The sequence below is a fragment of the Fluviicoccus keumensis genome, from assembly GCF_004217445.1.
Taxonomy (GTDB): domain Bacteria; phylum Pseudomonadota; class Gammaproteobacteria; order Pseudomonadales; family Moraxellaceae; genus Fluviicoccus; species Fluviicoccus keumensis.
On sequence record NZ_SHKX01000012.1, the window covers coordinates 82400 to 107798 of the forward strand.

The 25399-nt window shown below is 58.8% G+C and carries 27 protein-coding genes; 10 read left to right on the top strand and 17 right to left on the bottom strand.

Going from position 1 to position 25399, the window contains the following annotated elements; genetic code table 11:
* Positions 1-4: 4 nt before the first annotated feature.
* The 4 genes from EV700_RS08495 to tusD are packed head-to-tail and all read right to left on the bottom strand — an operon-like array spanning position 5 to position 1331.
* The gene (locus EV700_RS08495) at positions 5-340 is read right to left on the bottom strand and encodes a TusE/DsrC/DsvC family sulfur relay protein (protein ID WP_130412743.1); all 336 of its coding nucleotides are present in this window, start codon (positions 338-340) and stop codon (positions 5-7) included.
* Complete coding sequence (locus EV700_RS08500; protein WP_130412745.1) at positions 315-587, bottom strand: DsrH/TusB family sulfur metabolism protein; 273 nt, start codon at positions 585-587, stop codon at positions 315-317. Before EV700_RS08500 ends, EV700_RS08495 begins: the two co-directional genes overlap by 26 nt.
* Positions 587-943: a sulfurtransferase complex subunit TusC gene (tusC, locus tag EV700_RS08505; protein WP_130412747.1), complete on the bottom strand. Its 357-nt coding sequence runs from the start codon at positions 941-943 to the stop codon at positions 587-589. The genes EV700_RS08500 and tusC overlap by 1 nt, the downstream gene beginning before the upstream one ends.
* 4 nt (positions 944-947) lie before the next feature.
* Positions 948-1331, bottom strand: coding sequence for a sulfurtransferase complex subunit TusD (tusD, locus tag EV700_RS08510; RefSeq protein WP_130412749.1), 384 nt, complete (start codon positions 1329-1331; stop codon positions 948-950).
* A gap of 126 nt (positions 1332-1457) precedes the next feature.
* On the opposite strand from tusD, the gene glpK reads away from it, so the two are divergent.
* On the top strand, positions 1458-2948 hold the full coding sequence (gene glpK / locus EV700_RS08515; protein ID WP_130412751.1) for a glycerol kinase GlpK: 1491 nt from the start codon (positions 1458-1460) through the stop codon (positions 2946-2948).
* A 67-nt stretch (positions 2949-3015) separates the two neighbouring features.
* Here glpK and EV700_RS08520 read toward each other — a convergent pair whose 3' ends face one another.
* The 3 genes from EV700_RS08520 to EV700_RS08530 form a co-directional block, all read right to left on the bottom strand.
* Complete coding sequence (locus EV700_RS08520; protein WP_130412753.1) at positions 3016-4305, bottom strand: hypothetical protein; 1290 nt, start codon at positions 4303-4305, stop codon at positions 3016-3018.
* 140 nt (positions 4306-4445) lie between these two features.
* Positions 4446-5357, bottom strand: coding sequence for an ornithine carbamoyltransferase (gene argF, locus EV700_RS08525; protein WP_130412755.1), 912 nt, complete (start codon positions 5355-5357; stop codon positions 4446-4448).
* Between the two features lie 32 nt (positions 5358-5389).
* Positions 5390-6568, bottom strand: a complete 1179-nt coding sequence (locus EV700_RS08530) for an aspartate aminotransferase family protein (protein WP_130412757.1) — start codon at positions 6566-6568, stop codon at positions 5390-5392.
* A gap of 123 nt (positions 6569-6691) precedes the next feature.
* Between EV700_RS08530 and grxD the strand changes: the two genes are divergently transcribed.
* Positions 6692-7015 (top strand): Grx4 family monothiol glutaredoxin, encoded by a 324-nt coding sequence (gene grxD / locus EV700_RS08535; RefSeq protein WP_130412759.1) that lies wholly within the window; start codon positions 6692-6694, stop codon positions 7013-7015.
* 100 nt (positions 7016-7115) lie between these two features.
* On the opposite strand, the gene EV700_RS08540 is transcribed toward grxD, so the two are convergent.
* From EV700_RS08540 to gatC, 4 genes are all read right to left on the bottom strand, one after another.
* Positions 7116-7886: a CHAD domain-containing protein gene (locus EV700_RS08540; RefSeq protein WP_165391394.1), complete on the bottom strand. Its 771-nt coding sequence runs from the start codon at positions 7884-7886 to the stop codon at positions 7116-7118.
* Positions 7887-7944: 58 nt separating this feature from the next.
* Entirely contained in the window at positions 7945-9384 is a 1440-nt protein-coding gene (gene gatB, locus EV700_RS08545) for an Asp-tRNA(Asn)/Glu-tRNA(Gln) amidotransferase subunit GatB (protein ID WP_130412763.1), read from the bottom strand.
* A 32-nt stretch (positions 9385-9416) separates the two neighbouring features.
* The gene (gene gatA, locus EV700_RS08550) at positions 9417-10874 is read right to left on the bottom strand and encodes an Asp-tRNA(Asn)/Glu-tRNA(Gln) amidotransferase subunit GatA (RefSeq protein WP_423201214.1); all 1458 of its coding nucleotides are present in this window, start codon (positions 10872-10874) and stop codon (positions 9417-9419) included.
* Between the two features lie 76 nt (positions 10875-10950).
* Complete coding sequence (gatC, locus tag EV700_RS08555) at positions 10951-11238, bottom strand: Asp-tRNA(Asn)/Glu-tRNA(Gln) amidotransferase subunit GatC (RefSeq protein WP_130412765.1); 288 nt, start codon at positions 11236-11238, stop codon at positions 10951-10953.
* A gap of 174 nt (positions 11239-11412) precedes the next feature.
* On the opposite strand from gatC, the gene EV700_RS08560 reads away from it, so the two are divergent.
* The 8 genes from EV700_RS08560 (at position 11413) to EV700_RS08595 (ending at position 21248) form a co-directional block, all read left to right on the top strand.
* Complete coding sequence (locus EV700_RS08560) at positions 11413-12453, top strand: rod shape-determining protein (RefSeq protein WP_165391434.1); 1041 nt, start codon at positions 11413-11415, stop codon at positions 12451-12453.
* A 60-nt stretch (positions 12454-12513) separates the two neighbouring features.
* On the top strand, positions 12514-13398 hold the full coding sequence (gene mreC, locus EV700_RS08565; RefSeq protein WP_278044908.1) for a rod shape-determining protein MreC: 885 nt from the start codon (positions 12514-12516) through the stop codon (positions 13396-13398).
* Positions 13385-13855 (top strand): rod shape-determining protein MreD, encoded by a 471-nt coding sequence (gene mreD / locus EV700_RS08570; protein WP_165391396.1) that lies wholly within the window; start codon positions 13385-13387, stop codon positions 13853-13855. The genes mreC and mreD overlap by 14 nt, the downstream gene beginning before the upstream one ends.
* Positions 13855-14430, top strand: a complete 576-nt coding sequence (locus tag EV700_RS08575; protein ID WP_130412773.1) for a Maf family protein — start codon at positions 13855-13857, stop codon at positions 14428-14430. The genes mreD and EV700_RS08575 overlap by 1 nt, the downstream gene beginning before the upstream one ends.
* 29 nt (positions 14431-14459) lie before the next feature.
* Positions 14460-15935: a ribonuclease G gene (gene rng / locus EV700_RS08580; RefSeq protein ID WP_130412775.1), complete on the top strand. Its 1476-nt coding sequence runs from the start codon at positions 14460-14462 to the stop codon at positions 15933-15935.
* A gap of 95 nt (positions 15936-16030) precedes the next feature.
* Positions 16031-19888 carry a YhdP family protein gene (locus tag EV700_RS08585; protein ID WP_130412777.1) on the top strand — a complete coding sequence of 1286 codons (3858 nt, stop codon included), beginning with the start codon at positions 16031-16033 and terminating at the stop codon, positions 19886-19888.
* Positions 19869-20714 (top strand): carbon-nitrogen hydrolase family protein, encoded by an 846-nt coding sequence (locus EV700_RS08590; RefSeq protein ID WP_242610227.1) that lies wholly within the window; start codon positions 19869-19871, stop codon positions 20712-20714. The genes EV700_RS08585 and EV700_RS08590 overlap by 20 nt, the downstream gene beginning before the upstream one ends.
* Positions 20715-20783: 69 nt before the next feature.
* The gene (locus tag EV700_RS08595; RefSeq protein WP_165391397.1) at positions 20784-21248 is read left to right on the top strand and encodes a cyclic nucleotide-binding domain-containing protein; all 465 of its coding nucleotides are present in this window, start codon (positions 20784-20786) and stop codon (positions 21246-21248) included.
* Here EV700_RS08595 and EV700_RS08600 read toward each other — a convergent pair whose 3' ends face one another.
* The 6 genes from EV700_RS08600 to rapZ form a co-directional block, all read right to left on the bottom strand.
* The gene (locus tag EV700_RS08600; protein WP_130412781.1) at positions 21249-21791 is read right to left on the bottom strand and encodes a pilin; all 543 of its coding nucleotides are present in this window, start codon (positions 21789-21791) and stop codon (positions 21249-21251) included.
* A 310-nt stretch (positions 21792-22101) separates the two neighbouring features.
* A complete protein-coding gene (locus EV700_RS08605; protein ID WP_130412783.1) occupies positions 22102-22641 on the bottom strand; it encodes a pilin in 540 nt (179 codons plus the stop codon).
* 294 nt (positions 22642-22935) lie between these two features.
* Positions 22936-23475, bottom strand: coding sequence for a pilin (locus EV700_RS08610; RefSeq protein ID WP_130412785.1), 540 nt, complete (start codon positions 23473-23475; stop codon positions 22936-22938).
* A 224-nt stretch (positions 23476-23699) separates the two neighbouring features.
* Positions 23700-24215, bottom strand: coding sequence for a ribosome biogenesis factor YjgA (yjgA, locus tag EV700_RS08615; RefSeq protein ID WP_130412787.1), 516 nt, complete (start codon positions 24213-24215; stop codon positions 23700-23702).
* 57 nt (positions 24216-24272) lie between these two features.
* Positions 24273-24545: an HPr family phosphocarrier protein gene (locus EV700_RS08620; RefSeq protein WP_130412789.1), complete on the bottom strand. Its 273-nt coding sequence runs from the start codon at positions 24543-24545 to the stop codon at positions 24273-24275.
* Entirely contained in the window at positions 24542-25399 is an 858-nt protein-coding gene (gene rapZ, locus EV700_RS08625) for an RNase adapter RapZ (protein WP_130412791.1), read from the bottom strand. The genes EV700_RS08620 and rapZ overlap by 4 nt, the downstream gene beginning before the upstream one ends.

A 25399-nucleotide genomic window follows, 5' to 3' on the forward strand; every position in this document is an offset into this window, starting at 1 on the left:
GGCCTCAAAGACAATTCGGGGGTTTGGGCAGCCCGGCCAGGCGGGCAATGGTGCGCGCCTGGGTGCCGCCGCCAAACAACTGCATGACATAAATGCTGGTGGCTTTATCGGGACCCAGGGTTTGCGCCAGGTACTTCAGCAGCGGGCGCGTTGCCGGTGAGCGTTGGAAACGGGCATAAAAATCGCGGGCCGCCATAAGGATTTCCCAATGGCGGTCGTCAAGCGCCAGCCCCTCCCTTTCAGCCAGTTGCATGGCGGCTTCGCGGCTCCAGTCTTGCGGATCCAGCAGATGGCCGTCAGCATCGACGGCGGGATCAGCTCCAGGTGAGACTGCGTTCATGATGTTCGCACAGTGTGACCATGTCTGCGTGGTCAATCAAATCGCTGTTGGCCGGATGAACGCCGCTGGCTTCACTGTCGGTCTTCAGAACATAGAGGCGCGCCGGTAACCTGGCGGCAAGATCGGCCCCGTAGATACCGTTTCCCAGTAACAGGACTGCATCCCCGGCCATCGTTGATGCTTGAATCTGCGCCAGAAGTTCGGGTTGCAGCCGGAGGTTGACGGAAATCAGGTGCAAGACGCTCATCAGAACCTCAGGATGGGGAAGTGGGTTGCAATCAATTGCCGTATTTCTTCGCGGGCGATAATGCGCACCGCCAAGGCCAGATCATCGGCCTTTAGCTGACGGCTTTCGAGGCTTTCACGCTCAACCAGGATATTTTCAACATCGTACAGCGGCAGCGCTTCCAGTTGGGCGATCAACGACTTGGCGCCATACACCTGGGGCGTCTGGTTGGCCAGCAACTGCCATACGCCTTCCCCGTGGAATAACACAGTCGGGTTCTGGCCAAAAGCGGCGCTGACCAGCAAGGCGTCCAGTAATTCGGCGGCGGCATGGCCATCGTAAGGGGCGCGATGCTGAATGTAGAGAGGCGTATTCATCGGGTCAGGCCATGGTCAGGACGCGGTCGGCGCCGGCCAGCGCCTCAGTCAGCTCCCCCAGGCCGGCCAGCCGGAAAGCGGGGAACATATTGTCGCCATCCAGGTGATGGCGGCGGGCATTGTCGGCGTCGACCACGCCGCGCCGCATGGCGGCGGCGACACATACCGGGAGGTCGAGTTTGTACTGCTCCGCCAGTCCTGCCCACAGTTTCCCCAGGACAGGCTCATCCTGGGCGCAAAAACGCAGACGGTTGGCGGTCGTCACGGCGTCGCCGTAGAAGAACAGCATCAGCGAATGACCCGCCGCCAAGGCCGCCTTGCTGAAGTGCAAGGCATGCCAGGCTGAAGGTTGGTGCGGAGCGGCAGTAATTAACAAGACAAAGCGCATAGACTCACTATTATCGCGGGCTGGTTTGTACCGGCCAATCGGGTTAGGCTTGGCCGTCTGTAGAGGAACAGGCCTGCGGGCTCGCCGTCACCGGTTTGTCAATAATAACAAGGTTGAGGATCAGATATGCAGCCTTATTTGCTCAGTTTGGATCAGGGAACCACCAGTACCCGGGCCATTATTTTCAACCTCCAGGGACAGCCCGTGGGCACGTCCCAGCGTGAGCTGAAACAGCACTTCCCGGCTGACGGCTGGGTTGAGCACGATGCATTGGAAATTGCTGAATCCGCACTGGCGGTTTGCCGCGATGTATTGCAAAAGACCGGGATTACCGCCCAACAGATTGCCGCGATCGGCATCACCAACCAGCGTGAAACCACGGTCCTGTGGGATCGCAAGTCCGGTCAGCCGTTGCACAAGGCCATCGTCTGGCAAGATCGTCGTACGGCGGATACCTGCCTGCGGCTGAAAAACCGGGGCTTCGAGTCAACCATCCAGCAAAAAACCGGCTTGCTGCTGGACCCGTATTTTTCCGCCACCAAGCTGGCCTGGCTGCTGGATAATGTCGCCGGCGCCCGCGCCCGGGCCGAGAAAGGCGAACTGGCCTTTGGCACCATCGATACCTGGTTGATCTGGAAGCTGACCGGCGGTCGCAAGCATGCCACGGATGCGACCAACGCCGCCCGCACCTTGCTGTTCAACATCCATACCCAGGAATGGGACGAAGAGCTGTTGCGCATTTTCGAGATTCCGGCGTCCTTGCTGCCGGCGGTTCAGGACTCTTCCAGTGACTTTGGCGACACCGAAACCTCGTTGTTCGGCGCGCCGATCCCCATTGGCGGGGTGGCGGGGGATCAGCAGGCGGCCTTGATAGGTCAGGCCTGCTTTAAGCCGGGTATGGTCAAAAGCACGTACGGCACCGGTTGTTTCATGGTGATGAATACCGGCCAGGAAGTCATCCAGTCCAAGCACCGCCTGCTGACGACGGTCGGTTACCGGTTGAACGGCAAGGTCACCTACGCACTGGAAGGCAGCATTTTTGTGGCCGGGGCCGCCGTGCAATGGCTGCGTGACGGGATCCAGCTGATCAAGCAGGCGGGTGATACCGAGGCGATTGCCGAGGAAACGGTTGATAGCCGCGGCGTATATCTGGTGCCGGCTTTTACCGGATTGGGAGCTCCGTATTGGGATCCTCATGCCCGTGGCGCCATCTTCGGATTGTCCCGTGATACCGGGATTGGCGAAATTGTGATTGCCGGTCTCGAAGCGGTCTGTTTCCAGACACGCGACCTGATGGAGGCCATGAAGAAGGATGGGGCGGGGCAACTGCAAGCGGTTCGCGTGGATGGAGGAATGGCCGTCAATAACTGGCTGATGCAGGCCTTGGCTGATATTGTGGGTGTGCGCGTTGACCGCCCGGCAGTGACGGAAACGACAGCCTTGGGTGTGGCCTGGCTGGCCGGGCTGCATGTCGGCAAGTTCGCGTCCCTGGATGCGATTGCCGACCTCTGGCATTGCCAGCGTGAGTTCACGCCGCGCATGCCGATGGACAAGCGCGAGAAAATGTACGCCGGATGGTTGGATGCGGTTCAGCGCGTAGCGTCAAAATCCGTCTGAGGCCTTAGCCAGCCCATAAAAAAACCGGGAAATTCCCGGTTTTTTTTATGGGCCCTGCGGTGTTGGCTTACTTGAACTGGCAGACGTACTTGATCTTGCCGGTGGAGTCATCAGCAAATTCGGCGACCCGAATCTTGCCGCTCGCATCCGCGCCAAACGCCGTGATATTGACGACATCGGTCGATGCCTTGGCAATGATGAAGGTGCTGGACAACTGACCGGAGTCGAAGTTACGGATACGCATATCCTCGGAGCCTTTATTCAACTTGTCCTGGCTGACCAGAACGCCGCCGTTGTACAGGGAGAGAGTGCCATCGGCAGCAACGTTCAGGCTGCAGGGCTTGGCGTCAAGATCTGAACCTGTCAGCGTACCGATCCAGCCCGCTTCAAGCGCATCAGGTCCAATATTGTAAGTGACTGTTTGGGTGACCGTCGGATCGGTGCTGCCTGTCCCCGTACCCCCGGGCGCAGTGTCCGGATGGTTGGGGTCATTGCTGATATTGTTCACGCGGAACGTATAGCCCGTCATGAAGTTGCTGAGGTCGATGGGCAGGGTGACGGAATGGCTGGTCAGCACCCCGGCATAATCATTCAACGCTACTTTCAGGCCGTTGGGAACATTGTTCGCGACATAGCTGGCTGCCGGGCTTTTATCCAGGTAACCATCCTTCATGTCCTCGGTCATTTCCTGCATGATTTTCAGCATCGGCGTCGAGGTGGTGTTCAACTTGGTTGCCGAATATTTGCTGAGCGCCGTCAGGAACAGGGCATAGGAGGTGGCCTCCTTGCTGATCAGCGTATTGATCTTGAGTCCGGCGAAATCAGTGATGGATTCAATTTTGGCAGCCGGGGTCAGGATATCGTTAATGCTGAAGAAATTGGATATGGTGGCGTTGCCGACCACAATGGAGAATTCGGTAACGCCGTGGAGTGTTTCACGGGCGTAGGCTACGGCAATATTGGTCAGCGGCGTGACCGCAATCTGCTGATTATCAGCAACCACCATAGCCATGGCTTCCATCTTGGCCGTCGCCGGGAAGGGCTGGATGGTGTCAGGAACCGCTTCATCAAAATACGTGGCTGTGGGGCTGCCAGCCACTTCAATCCGGATGGCGTTGATGCCGGCGGGAACGGTGAAGCTGGTTTGTCCGGGAATACCCGTTGCGATGATGTCGTCGTTAAGCTTGCGCAGGGTAATGATTTCGTTTTCCAGTTTCCCGAGGGAGGGCACGATCACGATATTTTTGGCTGTCGGCGTCGTGCCTGTGGTGCTGCCCGAGGAGTCGGATGATCCGCCGCCGCCGCAAGCAGCCAGAGTCAGGGTCATCAGTGTCAGGGCGATCGGATGCAATCTCACGGTCGGGCTCCGTTCAGGTCGGTTATCTGGTTATTGTTAGAGATTCTTGTTGTCCGCATCTTAGCATAAACCCTGACACAGCGACCCAAACGAGTGGGCCTGTGTCGGGGGTGATTGTATCGATGCTGTTATTCCGTCTGCTAACGTGATTCAGCCATCAGGAATTCCATCAGCGCCTTTTGCGCGTGCAGCCGGTTTTCCGCTTCATCCCAGACCACGGCGCGCGGGTCATCCAGCATGTCTTCGGAGATTTCCTCGCCGCGATGCGCGGGCAGGCAGTGCATGAAGACCGCATCGGGGGAGGCCAGGTCCATCAGTCGCGGATTGACCTGGTAAGTGGCGAAGCGGCGTTTGCGGATGCTTTGCTCCGCTTCCTGCCCCATGCTGGTCCAGACATCGGTGGCAATCAGGTGCGCGCCATCCACAGCGTCCTCGGCGGTCTTCACCAGCGTCGCGCAATGCGCATATTGGCGCAGCAGCTCCGGGTCCGGCTCGAAGCCGTAAGGGCAGGCAATCTGCATCTGGAAGCCCAGCTGGTGGGCGGCGTGGATGTAGGAATTGCACATGTTGTTGCCGTCGCCGACCCAGGCGAAGGTCTTGCCCTGCAGGCTGCCGCGATGCTCGATGAAGGTTTGCAGATCGGCCAGCAGCTGGCAGGGGTGATGGTCGTCGGTCAGGCCGTTGATGACCGGCACCCGCGAGTTGGCGGCAAAACGCTCGATGATGTCATGGGCGAAGGTGCGGATCATGACGATATCCACCATGCGCGAAATGACGCGGGCGGAGTCTTCAACCGGCTCGCCGCGGCCCAGTTGGGTGTCGCGCGGCGACAGGAAAATGGCGGAGCCGCCGAACTGGGCCATGCCCGCCTCGAAGGAAACCCGGGTGCGGGTGGACGATTTCTCGAAAATCATGCCCAGCACCTTGCCGCGGAAGGGCTCGTAAACCACGCCCTCGTTCCGCATCTTCTTCAGTTCGATGGCGCGGTTCAGCACCGTCATCAATTCTTGCGGCGTAAAGTCCAGCAATGTCAAAAAATGGCGTACCGCCATTGTCAGTATCCTCGTTCAGGTTTCAGCGGCGCTCAGGCGGCCAGGAAGCGCCGGATCAGCCGGGAAACCCGGCTGACGATCTCGTCGGCGTCGGCGGCGCTGATGTTGAGCGCGGGCAGCAGGCGGACCACGCAGTCCGCGGTCACGTTGATCAGCAGTTTTTCTTCGTCACGTGCTTGCGCGACCAGTTCGCCACAAGGGCGGGGCAGGCGCAGGCCGATCATCAGGCCCTTGCCGTTGACCTGCACCGGCAGGTCGGCCAGGGCTTCGCGGAAGCCGGTCATCATCCGCTCGCCCATGGCGGCGGCATTGTCGATCGGACCCTTCTGCAATTCCTGGATGACAGTCAAGGCGGCGCGGCAGCCCAGCGGCGTGCCGCCGTAGGTGGAGCCGTGATTGCCGGGGTGAAACAAGTCGATGGCCTTGCCGCTGACCATGCATGCGCCGATGGGAAAGCCGTTGCCGAGTCCTTTGGCGGTGGTCAGCACATCGGGCTTGATCGACGAATGCTGGTAAGCAAAATACTTGCCGGTGCGGCCGTTGCCGGTCTGGATTTCATCCAGCATCAGCAGCAGGTCGTGCTTGTCACAGACGGCGCGCAGGGCTTCGAGGTAACCGGCGATACCCGCCGCCGGCGGACGCAGGCCGCCTTCGCCCTGGATCGGCTCGACCAGCACGGCGACCACATCCGGGTTGGCGGCAATGGCGGCTTCGACGGCGGCGACATCATCAAAGGGAACGCGCACGAAACCCTGCACCAGTGGCTCAAACCCGGTTTGCACCTTCTTGTTGCCCGTGGCGGACAGGGTGGCGAGTGTACGGCCGTGGAAGGAATTTTCCATGACGATGATGGCCGGGACGTCGACATTCTTGCGGTGGCCGAACATGCGCGCCAGCTTGATGGCGGCTTCGTTGGCCTCGGCGCCGGAATTGCCGAAGAAACAGAGATCCATGCCCGAGGCGTCGCGCAGGGCGGCGCCTAGCTCTTCCTGCAGCGGCACCTGGTAGAGGTTGGAAGTATGCACCAGCGTGGCGGCCTGATCCGCGATGGCGCGCGCCACCGCCGGGTGGGCATGGCCCAGACCGCAGACGGCGATGCCGGTGAGGGCATCCAGATAAGCGTCGCCGTTCGCGGTGTAAAGGCGCGAGCCTTCTCCCCGGACAAAGGCGATGGGCTGGCGGGCGTACGTGGGCATCAGGGCGCTGGTCATGGCAATTCTTGCGGATTCAAACAGATGGACGGAGTAAACGAACATCTTAACCAGATTACGCGCCATCAGCAATTAGAGGTAGAATACCGGCTGCCAATTCCTGCCAAATTAAAGGTATCCGAGATGGAAGTAGAAGCCCTGATCCAGAAACAGATCGCGGAAAACCCCGTGCTCCTTTACATGAAGGGAACTCCGCAGTTCCCGCAGTGCGGCTTTTCCGCCCGCACCGTGGAAGCCCTGATCCAGATCGGCGAGCCGTTTGCCTATGTGAACATTCTGGAAAATCCGGACATCCGCGCCACCCTGCCGCGCATCGCCAACTGGCCGACCTTCCCTCAGCTGTGGGTCAAGGGTGAACTGATCGGCGGCTGCGACATCGTGATGGAAATGACCCAGAAGGGCGAGCTGGCCCCGCTGGTGAAGGAAGCAGCCCAGAAGCCGGCCTAAGCTTCGCCGGCGCTGTGCGAAGCCATAAAAAAAGCCACCCTCGGGTGGCTTTTTTTATGGCGATAACGGAATGCGGGGGCTGAATGAAAGCTAATCATTTCTAAACGATTAGCTTAACTATACATCTTATTTTATTGATATTTATAGATAAGTTTATGGATTCGGCGATCCATTCCGCGATCAGGGGCCGGAGCTCGGGGAGCGTGGCGGCGGCGTCCACCCACACCTGGCGGTCGTGCCAGTCTCCGGTCAGTTCCTGGGCGTCCTTCAGGCCTTTGAGCAACCCCGGCGGCAGTTCCGCCAGCAGCGGGCGATAGGTTTCCAGGAAATAACGGTAGCGCTTGATCCGGATGCGCAAGGCATGCAGGTCGGTCACACGGTCCGACAGGTCGCGTTTCAGTCGGCGGCGCAGCTGACGCCGATAAAGGTCAATCCGTTGTTCCAGTTGCGCCCAATCCCGATGATGAAGGTCTTGCTCCCAACAGAGCGTCAGGCTGAGCAGCCGGTGGACGAGGGGATCGGCCGGACGGTGTTCGGCCAACGCCTGCATGGCGTCGGTGATGCCGGATTCGAGAGTGAGATGGAAATTTGCGAGGCCTTTGCGCTTCACTTCAAGGGACAGGACCTCGCGGTCGCGCAGGCTGTTGGTGGGTTTGGCGCAGTCCTTGGCCAGGCGGTCCAGTTCATCAGCGCCATGAAGATGTTTGCGGAGCGGCTGAATCAGGCTGCGCAACTCACGCAGGGCGACCCGGAAATCGTGCAGGGCCTCCGGGTCGCGCAGCGACAAGCGGGACTGGGCGTCCATCAGCTTGCCGCTCAGTGCCTGGAGGCGAGCGCAAAGCAAGGTGGAGATTAAGGGTTGATCGTTCATGCCCGTTCCTGGCAACCGGTCGTCTGCCGGGAATAATGCCATATTCCCGGCAGGGACATCAGCCCGCGAGCAGCTTCTTCAGCAGTTCATTCACCTGCGCGGGATTGGCCTTGCCCTTCGAGCGCTTCATGGCCTCGCCGACGAAGTAGCCGAATACCTTTTCCTTGCCGCCGCGATATTCCGCGACCTGCGCCGGGCTGCTGTCGACGATTTCCTTGAGCATGGCTTCAATGGCGCCGCTGTCGGTGACCGGTTTTAATCCTTCATTTTCGATGATTTCTTGAACAGTGCTTCCTCTACCATTCCAGAGCGCATCGAAAATTACTTTTGCGATTTTTCCCGATGTCTCTCCAGATTGAATCGCAAGAATTAGCCCCGCCAGTTGATTGGCCGAAATAGGGGACTGTGTAATGTCCAAAGCTCCTACCCGATTCAGGGCACCAAGTAAGTCGCCTAGAATCCAATTTGCAGCAAGCTTTGCATGTCCATTCGCAGACGATACGGTTCTTTCGAAGTAGTCGGCTAAATGTTTGTCGGCGACTAGGATACTAGCGTCATATTCTGGCAGGCTATATTGGTCAATAAAGCGAGTTTTTTTGGCTGCCGGAAGTTCTGGTAGATTAGCTCGGATCTCTTCAATTTGCGTGTCGCTGATCACCACCGGCAGCAGGTCGGGGTCGGGGAAGTAGCGGTAATCGTTGGCTTCTTCCTTGCTGCGCATGGCGCGGGTTTCGTTCTTGGCCGGGTCGTACAGCACGGTGGACTGGACGATGCTGCGGCCGGATTCCAGTTCGTCGATCTGCCAGGCAATTTCGGCGTTGATGGCCTTTTCAATGAACTTGAAGGAATTGACGTTCTTGATCTCGCGGCGGGTACCGAACTTTTCCTCGCCCTTGTAGCGGATGGAAACGTTGCAATCGCAGCGCATCGAGCCTTCGGCCATGTTGCCGTCGGAAATGCCGAGGTAACGGATGATCGAGTGGATGGCTTTGACATAAGCCACGGCTTCCTTGGCGGAGCGCATGTCCGGTTCGGAGACGATTTCCAGCAACGGCGTACCGGCGCGGTTCAGGTCGATGCCCGACATGCCTGCGAAGTCTTCGTGCAGTGACTTGCCCGCATCTTCTTCCAGGTGGGCGCGGGTGATGCCGATGCGCTTGACGGTGTCTTTGTCGATGGTGATGTCCAGATGACCCTTGCCGACGATGGGCAGTTCGAACTGGGAAATCTGGTAGCCCTTGGGCAGGTCGGGGTAGAAGTAGTTCTTGCGTGCGAAGACGCTCTTGCGGCCGATTTCGGCATCGACGCCCAGACCGAAGCGGATGGCCATGTTCACGGCCTCCTTGTTCAGCACCGGCAGCACGCCGGGCATGCCCAGGTCGATCAGGCTGGCCTGGGTGTTGGGTTCGGCGCCGAAGGTGGTGTCGCTACCCGAAAAGATCTTGCTGTTGGTGTTCAGCTGGACATGGATTTCCAGTCCGATGACGGTTTCCCACATGAAAGCCGCTCCTCAATGAATTCTGGTCAACATTACTTGTAGGCTTCGGGCAGGCGCGTGTGCCAGTCGGTGACCTGCTGGTAGCGGTGGGCGACGTTCAGCAAGCGCGCTTCCTGCCAGTAGTTACCGACGAGTTGCAGGCCCACCGGCAGGTTGTGACTGAATCCGGCAGGAATGCTCATGCCCGGCAGGCCGGCCAGGTTGGTGGCAATGGTGTAGATGTCGGACAGGTACATGGCGATCGGGTCGCTCTGCTTTTCCCCCTGGCCGAAGGCGACGCACGGCGAGGTCGGACCGGCAATGACGTCGCACTGCTTGAAGGCCTCGGCGAAATCCTGCTGGATGAGGCGACGCACCTTTTGCGCCTGCAGGTAGTAGGCGTCGTAGTAACCGGCGGACAGGGCATAGGTGCCGATCATGATCCGGCGCTTCACTTCCGCGCCGAAACCTTCCTGACGGCTGCGCTTGTAGAGGTCGGTCAGGTCCTTCGGGTTTTCGCAGCGGTAACCGAAGCGCACGCCGTCAAACCGCGAAAGGTTGCTGGAAGCTTCCGCCGGGGCGATGACGTAGTAGGCCGGTACCGAATGGCCGGAGTTCGGCAGGTCGATCTCGACCAGCACCGCGCCCAGCTTTTCCAGTTCCTTGAGGGCATCGCGAACCACCTGTTCCACTCCGGCGTCCAGACCCTGTCCGAAGTACTGTTTCGGCAGGCCGATGCGCAGGCCCTTGATGTCAGCGCCAAGCGTGGCGGTGTAATCGGGTACCGGCTGGTCTATGCTGGTGGAGTCCTTGGGGTCGTGGCCGGACATCACGTTCAGCAGCAACGCAGCGTCTTCGGCAGTCTGGGTCATCGGACCGGCCTGGTCGAGGCTGCTGGCGAAGGCGATCATGCCCCAGCGCGAAATGCGGCCGTAGGTCGGCTTCAGGCCGGTCAGGTTGCACAGGGACGCGGGCTGGCGGATGGAGCCGCCGGTATCGGTGCCGGTGGCGGCCGGGGCCAGGCGCGCGGCGACCGCCGCCGCGGAACCGCCGGACGAACCGCCGGGAACCTTGGTGGTGTCCCACGGGTTCTTCACGCCGCCGAAATAACTGGTTTCATTGGACGAGCCCATGGCGAACTCGTCCATGTTGGTCTTGCCCAGCATCACCAGTCCGGCGGCTTCGCACTGGCTGATGACATGTGCGTTGTAGGGGCTGATGAAGTTGTCGAGCATCTTCGAGCCGCAGGTGGTCTTCACGCCTTCGGTGCAGAAGATGTCCTTCTGCGCCAGTGGTATACCGGCCAGTGCGTGGGCATTACCCCTAGCGCGGGCGGCGTCGGCGGCGTCGGCCTGACGCAGGGCCTGATCGGCGGTGACGGTGATGAAGCTGTTCAGTGCACCGTCAAAACGCTGGATGCGGTCCAGAAAATGTTGGGTCAGTTCGCGACCGGAAAACTCCTTCCGGGCGAGGCCGTCGCGCAGCGCGGCCAATGTCAGTGTATGCAGCATGTCGTTCAGTCCGGATTGGCCCCGGCTTCTGTCCTTTCTTGGGGGGGAAGGATCGGGGCGGCGGGTGGATGGCTTGTTATTCGATGACCTTGGGCACCAGGTACAGACCGGCTTCGGTGGCCGGGGCGATCTTCTGGTAATCGTCGCGGCGGTTACGCTCGGTGACGATGTCTTCACGCAGCGGTTGCGTGACTTCGAAGGCGTGCGCCAACGGTTCGATGCCCTGTGTATTGACGGCCTGCAGGTCGTCAATCAGGCCGAGGATGCTGTTCAGGCTGTCGGTGTAGCGGGTGCGGTCGTCGTCGGATACGCCCAGTCGCGCCAGATGCGCGATCTTGTCGATATCTTGGGTGGTCAGGGACATGGAAATGCTCGCAGCTGTTCCGTAAAAAATGGCAAGAAAAGTACCATAATTCCGGCTCTTCCCAAAGCAAAAGCGCAGCGGAAAGTTTGCAGTGTCTTTCATCCGCGATGGCAAGGCTTTGTTATACTGGCTTTAATTTCGTCGCCGGGACGGCATGCGTCGGGTTTGCCCATGATTTCTCTGAAACGCCTCTTTGGTTTGTTTTCCTCTGATCTGGCCATCGACCTTGGTACGGCCAATACCCTGATTTATGCACCCGGTCGCGGAATCGTGCTGGATGAGCCGTCGGTGGTGGCGATCCGTCACCACGGCTCGCGCCGGACGGTGGTGGCGGTGGGGGCGGATGCCAAGCGCATGCTCGGCCGTACGCCGGGCAGTATTACAGCGGTTCGTCCCCTGAAGGATGGTGTCATCGCCGACTTCGAAGTAACCGAAGAAATGTTGCAATATTTCATCAGCAAGGTCGATTCCCGGGGTTTCCTGCCGTCGGTGCCGCGCGTGCTGGTCTGTGTGCCTTGCAAGTCGACCCTGGTGGAGCGTCGCGCCATTCGCGAATCGGTGCTGGGTGCAGGCGCGCGTGAGGTGCGACTGATCGAGGAGCCCATGGCGGCGGCCATCGGCGCCGGGCTGCCGGTAGAGCAGGCCTGTGGTTCCATGGTGGTGGATATTGGCGGCGGCACGACCGAAATAGCGGTGATTTCGCTGTCGGGCTGCGTCTATTCCGATTCGGTGCGCATCGGCGGCGACCTGCTCGACGAATGCATCATGACGCATGTCCGTCGTACGCATGGCAGCCTGATCGGTGAGGCGACCGCCGAACGGATCAAGATTGCGGTAGGCGCGGCGATGCCCGGCGGGGAATACAAGGAAGTGGAAGTGCGAGGTCGTAATCTGGCGGAAGGCGTGCCCCGGTCATTTACCGTCAACTCCGATGAGGTCTATGCCGCCATCCAGGATGCCCTGGAGGGCATTGTCTCCGCCGTGAAAAGCGCGCTGGAGCAGACCCCGGCCGAACTGTCCGCCGATATCGCCGAACGCGGCATGGTGCTGACCGGCGGCGGCGCGCTGCTGCGGGACATGGACAAGCTGCTCAGCCGTGAAACCGGCCTGCCTGTTTTCGCCGCCGAAGATCCGCTGACCTGCGTGGCGCGCGGCGGCGGCCGGGCGCTGGCGTTTCTGGACGATCCCGCCTACGACATGCTCTATATCGGCTAGCCCGCAGGCTGACCGGTTCCGAGTCCGCGCATTGCACCGGGGGTTATCATCGAACAGGCCATTTTCTCCCGCACCCCGACCGGCGGCTACCGGTTGATTGTCGCCCTGGCGCTGGCCGGGGCGCTGTTGCTGGTTGAAGGCCGCTTCCCGGACGAATTCAAGAATGTTCGGCGTCACGGCGATCAAGTGTTGGAACCCCTGTATCGTACCGTCCACTTTCCTGTCCAGCTTGTTTCCTGGCTGGATGATATAAGTCAGACCCGCACCCGTCTGCGTCGTGAAAACGCCAGCCTGCGCGCCGAGCGCCTTCAATATGCCGTCCGGCTGCAAAAACTGGCTGAGTTGTCGGCTGAGAATGCCCGGTTACGAGGATTATTGGGGTCCGGGCTGCTGTCTGACGGTCGCATGCTGTTGGCCGAAGTGCTGCGTGCCGACCCTGATCCGGACCAGATGGTCCTGATGATCAACAAGGGGGAGCCCGACGGCGTGTTTGTCGGGCAGCCGGTCCTGGATGCGCGCGGTATCATGGGGCAAGTCATCGCGATTGCCGGTAACCAGTCGGCAGTCATGCTGATTTCCGATCGCCGTCACGGCATTGCCGTCAAGGATGCCCGGAGTGGTGCGCGCGGTATTTTGCAGGGCAGTGGCGAAAACAGTCGCCTGCTTCTCCAGTATGTGCCCGAGTCGGCGGATATCGCCAAGGGAGATCTGCTGCTCAGTTCCGGTCTGGGCGCCCGTTTCCCCGCTGGCTATCCGGTTGCCATCGTCCATGAAGTCCTGCGGTCCGGCGGCAGCGAGTTCGCGAAAGTCCAAGCGATGCCGGTAGCGGGTCTGGGCAACAGCCGCCATCTCGCCCTGTTGTTTCCCTCTGTGGCGTCGCCGGCAAAACCGACGGATGACACCGCAACCGAACATGTATCGGAGTCGCCTGATGCGAACCCCTGATCCTGTTCTGGCGATCCCGCTCAGCCTGTTGGCGGGCTTGCTGCTGACACTGGCGCCGCTGGTGCCGGAACTGGCGTGGTGGCGGCCGGAATGGCTGTTTATCCTGCTGGTATTCTGGGTGTTCAATCAGCCGGATTCGGTTGGAATCTGGACCGCGTTCCTGCTGGGGCTGGTGATGGATCTGGTCATGGGGACGCGTTTCGGCATTTATCCTGCGGCTTTTGTCGTGGCGGCGTGGCTGGCCCGCGTCATTCTGCTGCGTTGGCGGGTGCTGACCTGGACCAATACAGGCATAGCCCTGACGGGATTGACCTTTGTGGCGCTGGCTATCCGCTATTTGCTGGAGCTGGCCCTCGGCAACCCGCCGGTTACGGCATATTACTGGCTGCCTGTCATCAGCAATGCGGTTTGCTGGTTGCCTGTGCAGGCTCTGCTTCAACGATGGGGAAGGTACTGATGCTTTATCTCGCTTCCACGTCGCCTCGGCGGCGTGAGCTGTTGCAGCAAATCGGACTGGTGTTTGATGTCCTGAAAATTTCGGTGGATGAATCCGAACTGGATGAGGAGTCGCCCGCTGAATATGTCGCCCGCCTGGCGGTAGCCAAGGCCCAATCCGCTCAGGGCATGGTGGGAGAACAGGATCTGGTACTGGCCGCTGACACCACGGTGGTCAGGGACGGTGTTGTGATCGGCAAACCCGCAACGCTGGAAGAAGCGATGGCCATTTGGGAAAGTCTGAGCGGGCGCAGCCATCAGGTCATGACCGGCATCGCGATGGCGCGGGGTGAGCTGGTGACGCATCGGGTGGTGACCACGGAGGTGCATTTCCGCCCGATCAGCCGCCCGGAAATGGAAGCCTACTGGCAAACCGGCGAGCCACAGGACAAGGCGGGCGGTTATGGCATCCAGGGGCGCGGCGCGATCTGGGTTGACCGAATTGCGGGCAGTTACAGCAATGTCGTGGGTTTGCCGCTGGCCGAAACGGCGGAAATGCTTGAAGCCTTCGGGTATAGTGTCTGGACCATGACCTGACCCGCCCGAACGCCAAGAACAAGAACGCTATGTCCGAAGAACTGCTGATCAATGTCACGCCCATGGAGTGCCGCGTCGCCCTGGTGGAAAACGGAGTCGTCCAGGAACTTTTCGTGGAGCGTACCGCCAAACGCGGGTTGGTCGGCAATATCTACAAGGGCAAAGTCGTGCGCGTGCTGCCGGGCATGCAGGCCGCTTTCGTCGAAATCGGCCTCAGCCGCACGGCCTTCCTTCATATCAGCGATATTGTCTGGCCGAAGCGGGAAGGCGAAAGCCCCTCGGAGCCGCCCGCCATTCATGAGGTCCTGCACGAAGGGCAGTCCCTGACCGTGCAGGTGATGAAGGACATGATGGGCAGCAAGGGCGCCCGTCTGACCACCGATCTTTCGATTCCGTCGCGCTATCTGGTTTACATGCCTTATGGCGAGCATATCGGCGTGTCCCAGCGTATTGAGAGCGACGACGAGCGTGACCGGCTGAAGGTTTTGACCCGGCAGCTGCGTGATGAAATCGCCAGCAGCCTGAAGGGCGGCGTCATTGTCCGCACGGCGGCGGAAGGGGTCAGTGAAGCGGAATTGCGTCATGACATGCAGTTTCTGATCAAGTTGTGGAAGCACATCAGTGACCGCAAACAGCGCGAGAGCGCCCCATGCCTGATTTATGAAGAGCTGCCGTTGTACCAGCGCGTCATTCGCGATCTGGTTACGCCCGAGATCGCCAAGGTCTTGATCGATTCGCGTGAGACACACACCAAGGTGCTGGAGTTTGCATCCGGGTTTGTCCCGGGCGTGGAAGACCGGGTGGAGCACTACCCGGGCGAACGGCCGCTGTTTGATCTTTACAACATCGAGGAAGACCTACAGAAGGCTCTGTCGCGCAAAGTGACGTTGAAGTCTGGCGGTTATCTGATCATTGACCAGACCGAAGCCATGACGACGGTCGATGTCAACACTGGCTCCTTTGTCGGCACCCGCACCCTGGAAGACACGGTTTTCAAGACCAATCTGGAAGCGACGCACGCTATTTGCCGCCAGCTGCGACTGCGAAATCTGGGCGGCATCATCATCATCGACTTCATCGACATGCAGGAAGATGAACACCGGATGCAGGTGCTGAAGTCGCTGGAAAAGATGCTGTCCCGCGATCACGCCAAGACCAAGATCACGCAGGTCTCCGAGTTGGGGCTGGTGGAAATGACGCGCAAGCGCACGCGTGAGTCGCTGGAGCACCTGTTGTGCGAAACCTGCCCGACCTGTCAGGGACGCAGTTCGGTGAAAACGGCGGAAACCGTCTGCTATGAAATTTTCCGCGAGATACTGCGCGAGGCGCGCGCGTACGACGCCGCCAATGGTTATATGGTGGTTGGCAACCAGAAGGTTGTGGACCGCCTGCTCTCCGAAGAGTCGCCCGCTGTCGCCGACCTCGAACTGTTCATCGGCAAGCCCATCCGGTTCCAGGTGGAAAGCCTTTACACCCAGGAACAGTACGACATCGTGTTACTGTAATGTCCGGCGGCAATAACCGGACAGAAACAGACGGCCGGGCTCGTGACAGCCATAATGATCGATCACCTTGCACCATCGCGGATGCCTGATCTGTCATGCCGGTAAAATTCCTGAAGCTACACTGGCCGCGGATTCAGACGCTGATCCGGTGGGGCGTCAGCCTGTCCCTGGTCGGGTTGGGAATTTTCCTGGTGGCCTACGTCTTTCTCGACCAACTGTTTACCCGCATCGATCAATACCGTCCCCAGGTGGAGGCCCGCCTTTCGGCGGTCATTTCCGCGCCGGTCCGCATCCGTAAAATTGAAGCGGAATGGCGTGGGTTGAAACCCGAGTTTCGCGTGATCGGATTACAGTTGCGTGATCCTGCCCATCCCGACCGTATCTTGCTGGACATTCCCCGGCTTGGCTTTCAGCCATCATTGCGGCAGACGCTGCGCCAATGGTCACCGCGTCTTAATGTCCGGGTGGACGGCCTTAACCTTCATATCACCCAGCAGCGGGATGGCGCGTGGCGGATTGAAGAACTGGCGTCTTTGCCGCCGGGCAGCGACGAGTCGCGGCGCCAGGCCATTCGCTGGGTGCTGGCCCAAGGCGAATGGCGGCTGACCCGTTCCGTCCTGAGTATCACCCCAGCGGCAAAACCGTCCTTGGTGCTTGCCGACCTCGACATCACCAACCGTAATGGCCCGGAACGGCATGCACTGCGCTTGAGCGCAGACCTGGGGCTTGGAAAACCGTTACGGATCCTGGCGGACCTGAAATCCGGGGATGTGCTGAATCTGCGGCAGTGGGGCGGTGCGGCCTATATTGCGGTACCCCGCGGCGACTGGTCATCTTGGGCTCCGGTGATTCCGCAAGCGGAGCTGACCCGGCTTGACGGTGGCGGCGAGGCCTGGCTGGATCTGGCAGACGGTCGTCCTGTTTCCGCGTACCTGCGCGTGCAGTTAGTCGACATCCAGTCCACGGGACGGGGGACACCCGTGACGGTGGCCGGGCTGGCGGCGGACGCCTCGTTCCGACGCCTGGCGACGGGTTGGGAGGCCTCGATCAGTCCGCATCAAGGGGTGATTAACGGTCAGTCTTTCCCGATCAAGACGCTCATCGTCCAGCAATTGACCGATGGTTATCGGGTGGTTGGCCAAGCCCTGCACATGCAGGGGGCCGCTGCCCTGGCGGCAGTCCTGCCCGTTCCTGACGAGATCCGCCGGATTTCCGCGGAGTTGCAGCCATCCGGCTACCTCACCGCCTTTTCGGCGGATATGCAACATGACAACGATCATTGGAATCTGCGGGGCTTCAAGGCGGATATCCGCCAATTGTCCTGGTTGGCGACACCGCATCTCCCCGGCGCTCAGGGAGTCAATGGCTGGGTCAGTTGGCAAAACGGCCAGGGTAGTGCAGGAATCCGCATGCAGGATGCCCGGCTGGATCTCCGGCAGGTCTTCCGGGAGCCGGTTCATGTCAACAGCCTGCAGGGGCACTTCCGTTTCAGGCAAGGCGCGGACGCCTGGCTGGTGCAAAGCGATACGCTGTCCCTCTCGACACCGGATGCCAGTGGGGAAGCGCTGCTCAGTGTCTGGATCCCCCGCGCTGCTCCCGACCAGGCGCGCATGCAGTTGCTGGCGGGCATTCACGATGGCCGGGTGGATAGCACCTGGCGCTACGTGCCCTGGCCTTCGGCGGGCGACGATACTCTCGCCTGGCTCAAGTCGTCCTTGAAGGGGGGACGGTTGAAGCAAGGCGATTTCATGTATGAAGGCCCTTTGATTGATGGACCCGGTCGGGAACCGTCGCTGATGCAAATGCGCTTCCAGCTGGAGGACGCTACGCTGGCCTATGCGCCGGGATGGCCGGAAATACGCAAGCTGCAGGCGGAAGTCACCATCAACAACCGTCATTTGCAGGTCAAAGCCCATCAGGGGCAAATATATGAAAGCCTGGCCAGTAATGTGGTGGCGGATATTCCTGAACTCCGGAATCCCGTATTGCATATTGATGCCGATCTTGACAGTACGGGCGAAGATATTTTCCGGCTGTTTCGTGAGTCGCCGCTCCGTTCGGAGGTGGGGCGCATGTCGGATTTGCTGGAGGTCAAGGGCGAAATTGGCGGGCACTTATCCATGTCAATGCCCCTGGCCGACATGAGCGGGACGCGAGTTGCCGTCGATGCGGATCTTCCCGGAAACCCGATCCTGTTGAAAGAAGCCGGGCCGTTCGATCTTTGGCTGTCCGGACAGGTTCGCTATGAAACCGGTAAGGGGCTAACCAGTCGCCCGCTAAACGGATTCTTTTTGGGGCAACCGCTGAATGTCCAGTTCCGCAGCGTATTGGACGAGGGCAATGTCGTGGCCGTCCAGATACAGGGAGATGGCAGTCTGACGCCGGCAAGCATCAGGCCCTGGATGGGGAACCTGGTGGCGCACATGCGCGGGAGCACCAGGTTCAAGGCCTTTCTTTCCGTACCGGTCGCGGATGACCCGGTGCATCTTTCCCTGGATGCCGACTTGGCCGGCTTGTACATGGACTTGCCAGAACCATTTGCCAAACAGGCCGAGTCCCGGCCGCTGCATTTCGAAGTGCAGTTGGATGGCGAGGAAAACCTGGCCATGTTGAGGCTGGAGAATCGTTTGCAGAGCCTGTTTGCCATCAAGGCGGGAAAGGTCAGCCGCATGATTGTGCAGCTGGGGGATGGCCGGTTGGGAGAATTACCCCCTCAAGGGTTATGGGTGCGCGGGAACCTGGACAAGCTGGACCTGGATAGCTGGTTGCCCTGGTTAAGGCCGCAGACAGGCCGTCGCGAAACCGGGCAGGGCTCGTTGCCGGAACTGGAGAGCTTTACGCTGGCGGTCGCGGATTTGAGTGCAGGCGGATATCGTCTGCCCCATGCCCGTTTGGGGGCGGAGCCGCAGGACAGTTCGGCTGGCGGGGGGTGGCGGGTCCAGATCGAAAGCGACCGTATTGCCGGTGAAGCGAAAATACCGGAGGTGGCCGGCTTGCCGGTCTCCGTCACGTTATACCGCCTGTCATTGCCCCTTGATGTTGTTGGACATGGCACCCGTTCAGCGCCGGGCGCGGACTGGAGCATTCCCGCGATCAATCTGGATGTCCGGAATCTGTCCTATTCCGCCTGGCCCGGGCTTGGCGCCGGGACGCTCAACATGATGCTGAGACCGACCCAGGAAGGCTTGAGGCTCGACAATCTCCTGCTGAAGCATGGGGCATTCAGCTTTGCCGGCAAAATGGATTGGCAGTATCGTTCCCGCCATAGCACGTCGGTACGGGGAACCATCAAGACGGCTGATATTGCGAAGTTATTCACGGCCTTTGAATATCCCGCCGTCGTCAACAGCGAATCGGGTGAGGCCGCTATCGCCCTCAGTTGGCCGGACGATCCCTCGCAACTGCAATTGAGGCGTTTGGGCGGGGATGTGGATGTGCACTTGCGGCGTGGACGCTTATTGAAGCTGAACAGAACGGTGAGCCTGACGCGGCTTTTCGGAGTGCTGGATACGGATAATATCAAGCGGCGGTTGCAACTGGACTTCAGCGATATCACCCAACGCGGCATGGCCTTTGATGACCTTACGATTGCGGCGTCCTTTGCGGATGGCAGCCTGAAAGACGAACTGCATTTGCAAAGCCCCTCGATGACCGTGCATGGCGGCGGTACGGTAGACCTGACAACGACCAAGCTGGATCAGCGTATCCAGATAGCCGTCCCCTTGGCCAGCGCCGTACCCATTGCCGCCGCGCTTGTCGCCGGACCGGTGATCGGCGGGGCGTTGGTCGCCGCTGAAAGCGTTCTGGATGATTCACTCAGAAAGATGACGGCCTTCAATTATCAAGTGCAGGGAAACTGGGATAATCCCGTGATTGAGCGAATCCGCAAACCCTTGTTGACTCCCTGGCGCTTGCCGGGCAGGAAGGAAAACCGTGTCATCAAAAAGCCCTGATTCCGTAATGGTGGCGGCTATCCAGATGAATAGTCAGGACTCACTGACTGATAATCTGGCGCAACTGGACAAACTGTTGGCCGAAGCCGCTCTCAGGGGCGTGAAGCTGGCGGTTTTGCCTGAAAATTTTGCGGTTTTTGGCGCCCCTGGCCAAGCACATACCGCCAGTCAGCTGCCCGCTATCCTGACGTGGCTGGCGGATGCCTGCAGACGTTACCGTCTCTGGATTGTCGCCGGGAGTCTTCCCAGCTCCCACCGGCCGGACGGAGAAGTGATTCCTGACGGGCGGGTGCGTTCAGCCTGTTTTATTCTTGATGAAGAGGGCGTCGTTCAGGGCCGATATGACAAGATCCATCTCTTTGATGCGGAGGTTGGGGATCGTCAGGCCACTTATCGTGAGTCAGCGGTTTTTGAGCCGGGAAGTTCTGTGGTTACGGTTCCCACGCCTTGGGGCAGGGTGGGGCTGACCATTTGTTACGACCTCCGGTTTCCTGAACTTTTTATGGCGCTTCGTAAAGCCGGAACCGACCTGCTGGTTTTACCGGCGGCCTTTACCGCCATTACCGGTGAGGCGCATTGGGAGACCTTGCTGCGTGCCAGGGCAATCGAGACGCAGTGTTTCGTGATTGCAGCCGGCCAGACGGGAAAGCATGGTGCTCTGCGCGAGACTTGGGGGCACAGTATGGTGATCAATCCGTGGGGAAAAGTACTGGATGAAAGGCCTGAGCCGACCCCCGGTGTGGTCGCGGTCGCCTGCGATCTTGGCGAGATGCGCAAATTGCGTCACAGCATGCCTTTAATGTCACACCGCAGGCTATCCTATTAACGTGCGGTGTCGTAATATCTTTCGATAACTTGTGGCAGCACTGTTCTGCCGGTCATGGAGATTGCAACAATGAGCGAGAGCTTGGCTGACTATCTTGGACAGGTTCCCATTTTTTCCAACTTGACCCTGCCTGAACTCCAGACAATCGAAAAATACATGTTCTTCAACAAAGTTGAAGCCGGGGAATTTGTATTCAAGGAAGGTGAAAAGGGCGACTACGTCTGCTTCGTCATGCATGGCGCATTGGATGTCATCAAATTCAACCAGCATGCTCAACCGGTTGTGATAACCACCCTGGCCAAGGGAAGCTCCATTGGTGAGATGGCTCTGATTGATAAGCTGACCCGATCGGCCTCGGTTCGTGCCTGCACTCCGTCGGGATTGATTGTGCTGACCCGGAAAGGCTTTGAAATGATCCTCAAGCTTCATCCCGAAATCGGCATCAAGATTCTGAAGGGGGTAGCATCCTTGCTCAGTATCAATTTGCGGAAAACATCTGACAAACTGGCGGAGTTCATGCCGCCGCTGGCCTGATTACCGGCATGTGGCCGGTGCGAATTTTGCCTGGAGTGTTCCCAGGGGAGCACCCAGCATGCCCGACGAAATGGCTGTCTGATTGGTAGTTGAGGCGCAAGCCCAGTCAATAGATCCGGTCTGGCCGGCTGTCAGGGCCGCATCTAGGGACGTTGCAGTACCGGCGGCGCCAGTACGGATGTAGGGCTTCATCATCAATGTATTTTCTGCTGCCGCCAAGCCCACCCGTGCCGGATTATAAGTCACGGTAATTTCACCATTGGATCGGTTGATCTGGATCGAATCTACATATTTGCTGTTGGCACCAGTCCCGCCTGCCTGAACATTCCAGAAATCCGCGACGCGTTGCAGATCCGCTACCGAAATAACGGCCTCAATGGAAATGGTGGTTTTTGTCGCGCTGGCCAACTTCAGCCCTTCAGATACCCGGCTGCGGATGGTGTAGTCCTGGTAAGCCGGCACCGCTATTGCGGCCAGAATGCCGATGATGGCGACCACAATCATCAGTTCAATGAGGGTAAAGCCCTTTTGGATAGTGTTCATGAAATTTTCCTGAATAGCAGGGCGTATCATTCTTGTTCGCCTCAGCCGATCGGTATCGGTTTGAATCTGTGATGCAACTTTCGGGCCAGCTGCTATTTGGGCTATAACGATTGCCGTGCAAGGCTTTGAGCGGGGGATGACTAGAGGAAGCTATACGAGACTGGCAAAAAACGTCACATTTCTGCAATCACGGTCACACTTCATTAACAATTACATGGGTTTGGGGTGGGAAAAGCGGAAATAAAAAAACGCAGCAACAAGCTGCGTTTTTTTGCAGATGCCCGAATCGTAGGATTCGGGCATCTATCGCTTAGCGGCAGGCAGCCGGAGCGTACTTGGCTTGCAGGGTGCCGGCAGTAGCAGACATGCCGGAAGAAGCTGCAGTTGCTTGGGTGGCGGAAGCGCAGGCCCAGTCAATCGAACCGGTCTGGCCGGCAGTGATGGCGGCGTCCAGAGACACAGCGGAACCAGCAGCAGCAGTACGAACCCACGGGCGCAGGTTCAGAACGTTTTCAGCGGCGGCCACACCGACGGAAGTCGGGTTGTAGGTCACGGTCAGTTCGCCAGTGGTGGGGCTCATTTGAACCGAGTTGACATACTTGGAGTTCGCGCCGGTGTTGGCGGCTTGAGCATTCCAGGTGGTGGCGACACGGGTCAGGTCGGCGGCAGAAGCGGCGCCGTCGGTTTGCAGCATTTGCTTGGCGCTGTCAGCCAGGTTCAGACCTTCAGTGATACGGGTGCGAACGGTGTAGTCCTGGTAAGCAGGCACGGCGATAGCGGCCAGAATACCGATAATGGCGACAACGATCATCAGTTCGATAAGGGTGAAGCCCTTTTGCATAGCTTTCATGGAGTCTCTCCTGGAGATTCGGATTAAGTCGTTATTGTTACGACCGATCTGTATCGGTACTGCCAGAACTAAAGCATGAACCATGCCAACAGCAAGTATTTTGTTTAGGTGTATGATTTTTAATGATATTTCTAAAATGTGAAATGGCTTCGTTATGTCGATAAAGCGCGTCTAACTGACAAGAAGTGTCACAAAATGACAAGGAGGGGACGAGAAAGTGCAGAACGCACAAAACGCAGCATTAAGCTGCGTTTTGTGTATGAAAAATCCGGATCAGAGATCCGGATTCCTCGCTTAGCGGCAGGCAGCCGGAGCGTACTTGGCTTGCAGGGTGCCGGCAGTAGCAGACATGCCGGAAGAAGCTGCAGTTGCTTGGGTGGCGGAAGCGCAGGCCCAGTCAATCGAACCGGTCTGGCCGGCAGTGATGGCGGCGTCCAGAGACACGGCAGAACCGGCAGCGCCAGTACGAACCCACGGACGCAGGCGCAGAACGTTTTCAGCGGCGGCCACACCGACGGAAGTCGGGTTGTAGGTCACGGTCAGTTCACCAGTGGTGGGGCTCATTTGAACCGAGTTGACATACTTGGAGTTCGCGCCGGTGTTGGCGGCTTGAGCGTTCCAGGTGGTGGCGACACGGGTCAGGTCGGCGGCAGAAGCGGCACCGTCGGTTTGCAGCATTTGCTTGGCGCTGTCAGCCAGGTTCAGACCTTCAGTGATACGGGTGCGAACGGTGTAGTCCTGGTAAGCAGGCACGGCGATAGCGGCCAGAATACCGATAATGGCGACAACGATCATCAGTTCGATAAGGGTGAAGCCCTTTTGCATAGCTTTCATGGAGTCTCTCCTGGAGATTCGGATTAAGTCGTTATTGTCACGACCGATTTCTATCGGTGCTGCCTGTATCTATGCAGGCAGCGTGCCAACTTTTTATGAAATTACGAAAGTGTTGCGCTGTAAGGATTTTAGGGATTGGTTGTATTCTAATTGTGTGAGTGGTCTCACATTTTAGTGACGCTTTTTGTCAATAAATGTCACGTTGAGGTGATGTTTGCGGTCACTTAACCTGCCGAGAGGGTCAGGACTTCACGTAGGTAGGTGGCAAGGCGTATACGATGGCGCGTGGCTTGCTCGGGTTCGGTTTCCTGGCTATGGGCGGCTGCCCGAACCAGTTGCCGGAGCGTATGGCGCTCAGCGGCCTGATTGTTGCGGACAAAGTCTGCGATGGCCGGATCGCCATGCTGCAGCAGTCGGGTGATCAAAATCTCGATTTGCTTGTCAAGATTGGGTTGCTGATGGCGGTTCAGGGCTTGCAGGATTGCGGCTTCATCTTCGTGCCGCATCAACTTGCCAATCAGTTGCTTGTGGCGGCGAATGGCTTCATGGCTCTTCATGCTGGGTAATTGTTTGAAGGCATCCATGAGGGTTTCGCTCAGCGGCAGCTTCTTCAACTGCGACTGCGGCAGGGCGGCCAGTTGTTCACCAATAGCCTGAAGGCGATCCATGGCGCGTTTCTGCTCCGATTTGCTGATGTAGTCCGGATCAAAATCGTCTTCAGGGGCGGGGGAGTGTCGCATGGAGGTCAAGCTGCATAAGGTCGTGAATAGCCGTATATAGTAGCAAAAGTGACGGGTTTATTCAGCCTCATCAAAACGGCGGGCAAAAATGTCCTGTATGGCGGCCAGGGCCAAGGACTCATCTTCACCATCGATCTGCAACGTGAGGGTGATGCCTTTGCCGGCGCCAAGCAACATGACCTGCATCATGTTTTTGGCGTCAACAAGCCGTCCTCCGGGTTTGGCTATCCGGATGGATGACTTGAAGGTCGAGGTCAGGGTCACCAGTTTGGCTGTGGCGCGAGCATGCAAGCCAAGCTTGTTGATGACGGTAATTTCGGTTTCGATCATCGTTTGCGTATCAATTCCCGGTGCAATATCTGGATATTGGCAACTTTGCCCGCCATATGCTGCGCAAGTCGTTCAACAATATAGACTGAACGATGCTGGCCGCCAGTGCAACCGATAGCCACCGTCAGGTAATGGCGGTGGTCGGCGGTCAGCCTGGGCAACCATTTCAGCAGAAATTCACTGATGTCATGGAACAGCGCTTCTACTTCGACATGTCCCTGCAGGAAATAGCGAACGGCTTCATCCTGACCTGTCATATCACGCAATGAAGTTTGCCAGTGCGGGTTGGGCAGGCACCGGACATCAAATACGAAGTCTGCGTCTAGGGGGACGCCATGCTTGTAGCCGAATGACTCAAAAAGTATGGTGACTTGCGAGGTATTGGACAGGCGGACGGCCAGCGTCTGTTGCAACTCATGCACATTGAGGTTGCTGGTATCCAGATAAACGCTGGCGCGGGAAGCGATCGGGTCCAGAATGCGCTTTTCCTGCTCGATGGCCTCGCTGAGTGAGACCGAGTCTGAACTTAGCGGATGCCGCCTGCGGGTAGAGCTGAAGCGCGCCAGCAAGACATCGTCGCGGGCGTCCAGGAAAAGGGTGTCGGTTTGAATCCCCAGACCTTGCAGTTCATTCAGCACACTGTTGTATTGAGCGAGATCGTCGGGCAGGCTGCGCACATCGACACCAACACCGATGCGAGAAACGGTGGGGCTGGCCTGTAGGTGTTCGACCAGTGAGGGGAGCAGGCTGAGCGGCAGGTTATCAATACAGAAGTAGCCCAGATCCTCCAGAATATTGAGGGCTGAGCTTTTCCCCGAGCCGGAGCGGCCGCTGACGATCAACAGTTTTTTCAT

What these genes read in the sequence shown, in the direction of transcription:
- EV700_RS08495 (WP_130412743.1), bottom strand. Translation starts at nt 340, where the DNA reads ATGAACGCAGTCTCACCTGGAGCTGATCCCGCCGTCGATGCTGACGGC.
- EV700_RS08500 (WP_130412745.1), bottom strand. Translation starts at nt 587, where the DNA reads ATGAGCGTCTTGCACCTGATTTCCGTCAACCTCCGGCTGCAACCCGAA.
- tusC (WP_130412747.1), bottom strand. Translation starts at nt 943, where the DNA reads ATGAATACGCCTCTCTACATTCAGCATCGCGCCCCTTACGATGGCCAT.
- tusD (WP_130412749.1), bottom strand. Translation starts at nt 1,331, where the DNA reads ATGCGCTTTGTCTTGTTAATTACTGCCGCTCCGCACCAACCTTCAGCC.
- glpK (WP_130412751.1), top strand. Translation starts at nt 1,458, where the DNA reads ATGCAGCCTTATTTGCTCAGTTTGGATCAGGGAACCACCAGTACCCGG.
- argF (WP_130412755.1), bottom strand. Translation starts at nt 5,357, where the DNA reads ATGGCGGTACGCCATTTTTTGACATTGCTGGACTTTACGCCGCAAGAA.
- EV700_RS08530 (WP_130412757.1), bottom strand. Translation starts at nt 6,568, where the DNA reads ATGACCAGCGCCCTGATGCCCACGTACGCCCGCCAGCCCATCGCCTTT.
- grxD (WP_130412759.1), top strand. Translation starts at nt 6,692, where the DNA reads ATGGAAGTAGAAGCCCTGATCCAGAAACAGATCGCGGAAAACCCCGTG.
- EV700_RS08540 (WP_165391394.1), bottom strand. Translation starts at nt 7,886, where the DNA reads ATGAACGATCAACCCTTAATCTCCACCTTGCTTTGCGCTCGCCTCCAG.
- gatB (WP_130412763.1), bottom strand. Translation starts at nt 9,384, where the DNA reads ATGTGGGAAACCGTCATCGGACTGGAAATCCATGTCCAGCTGAACACC.
- gatA (WP_423201214.1), bottom strand. Translation starts at nt 10,874, where the DNA reads ATGCTGCATACACTGACATTGGCCGCGCTGCGCGACGGCCTCGCCCGG.
- gatC (WP_130412765.1), bottom strand. Translation starts at nt 11,238, where the DNA reads ATGTCCCTGACCACCCAAGATATCGACAAGATCGCGCATCTGGCGCGA.
- mreD (WP_165391396.1), top strand. Translation starts at nt 13,385, where the DNA reads ATGCGAACCCCTGATCCTGTTCTGGCGATCCCGCTCAGCCTGTTGGCG.
- EV700_RS08575 (WP_130412773.1), top strand. Translation starts at nt 13,855, where the DNA reads ATGCTTTATCTCGCTTCCACGTCGCCTCGGCGGCGTGAGCTGTTGCAG.
- rng (WP_130412775.1), top strand. Translation starts at nt 14,460, where the DNA reads ATGTCCGAAGAACTGCTGATCAATGTCACGCCCATGGAGTGCCGCGTC.
- EV700_RS08585 (WP_130412777.1), top strand. Translation starts at nt 16,031, where the DNA reads ATGCCGGTAAAATTCCTGAAGCTACACTGGCCGCGGATTCAGACGCTG.
- EV700_RS08595 (WP_165391397.1), top strand. Translation starts at nt 20,784, where the DNA reads ATGAGCGAGAGCTTGGCTGACTATCTTGGACAGGTTCCCATTTTTTCC.
- EV700_RS08600 (WP_130412781.1), bottom strand. Translation starts at nt 21,791, where the DNA reads ATGAACACTATCCAAAAGGGCTTTACCCTCATTGAACTGATGATTGTG.
- EV700_RS08605 (WP_130412783.1), bottom strand. Translation starts at nt 22,641, where the DNA reads ATGAAAGCTATGCAAAAGGGCTTCACCCTTATCGAACTGATGATCGTT.
- EV700_RS08610 (WP_130412785.1), bottom strand. Translation starts at nt 23,475, where the DNA reads ATGAAAGCTATGCAAAAGGGCTTCACCCTTATCGAACTGATGATCGTT.
- yjgA (WP_130412787.1), bottom strand. Translation starts at nt 24,215, where the DNA reads ATGCGACACTCCCCCGCCCCTGAAGACGATTTTGATCCGGACTACATC.
- EV700_RS08620 (WP_130412789.1), bottom strand. Translation starts at nt 24,545, where the DNA reads ATGATCGAAACCGAAATTACCGTCATCAACAAGCTTGGCTTGCATGCT.
- rapZ (WP_130412791.1), bottom strand. Translation starts at nt 25,399, where the DNA reads ATGAAAAAACTGTTGATCGTCAGCGGCCGCTCCGGCTCGGGGAAAAGC.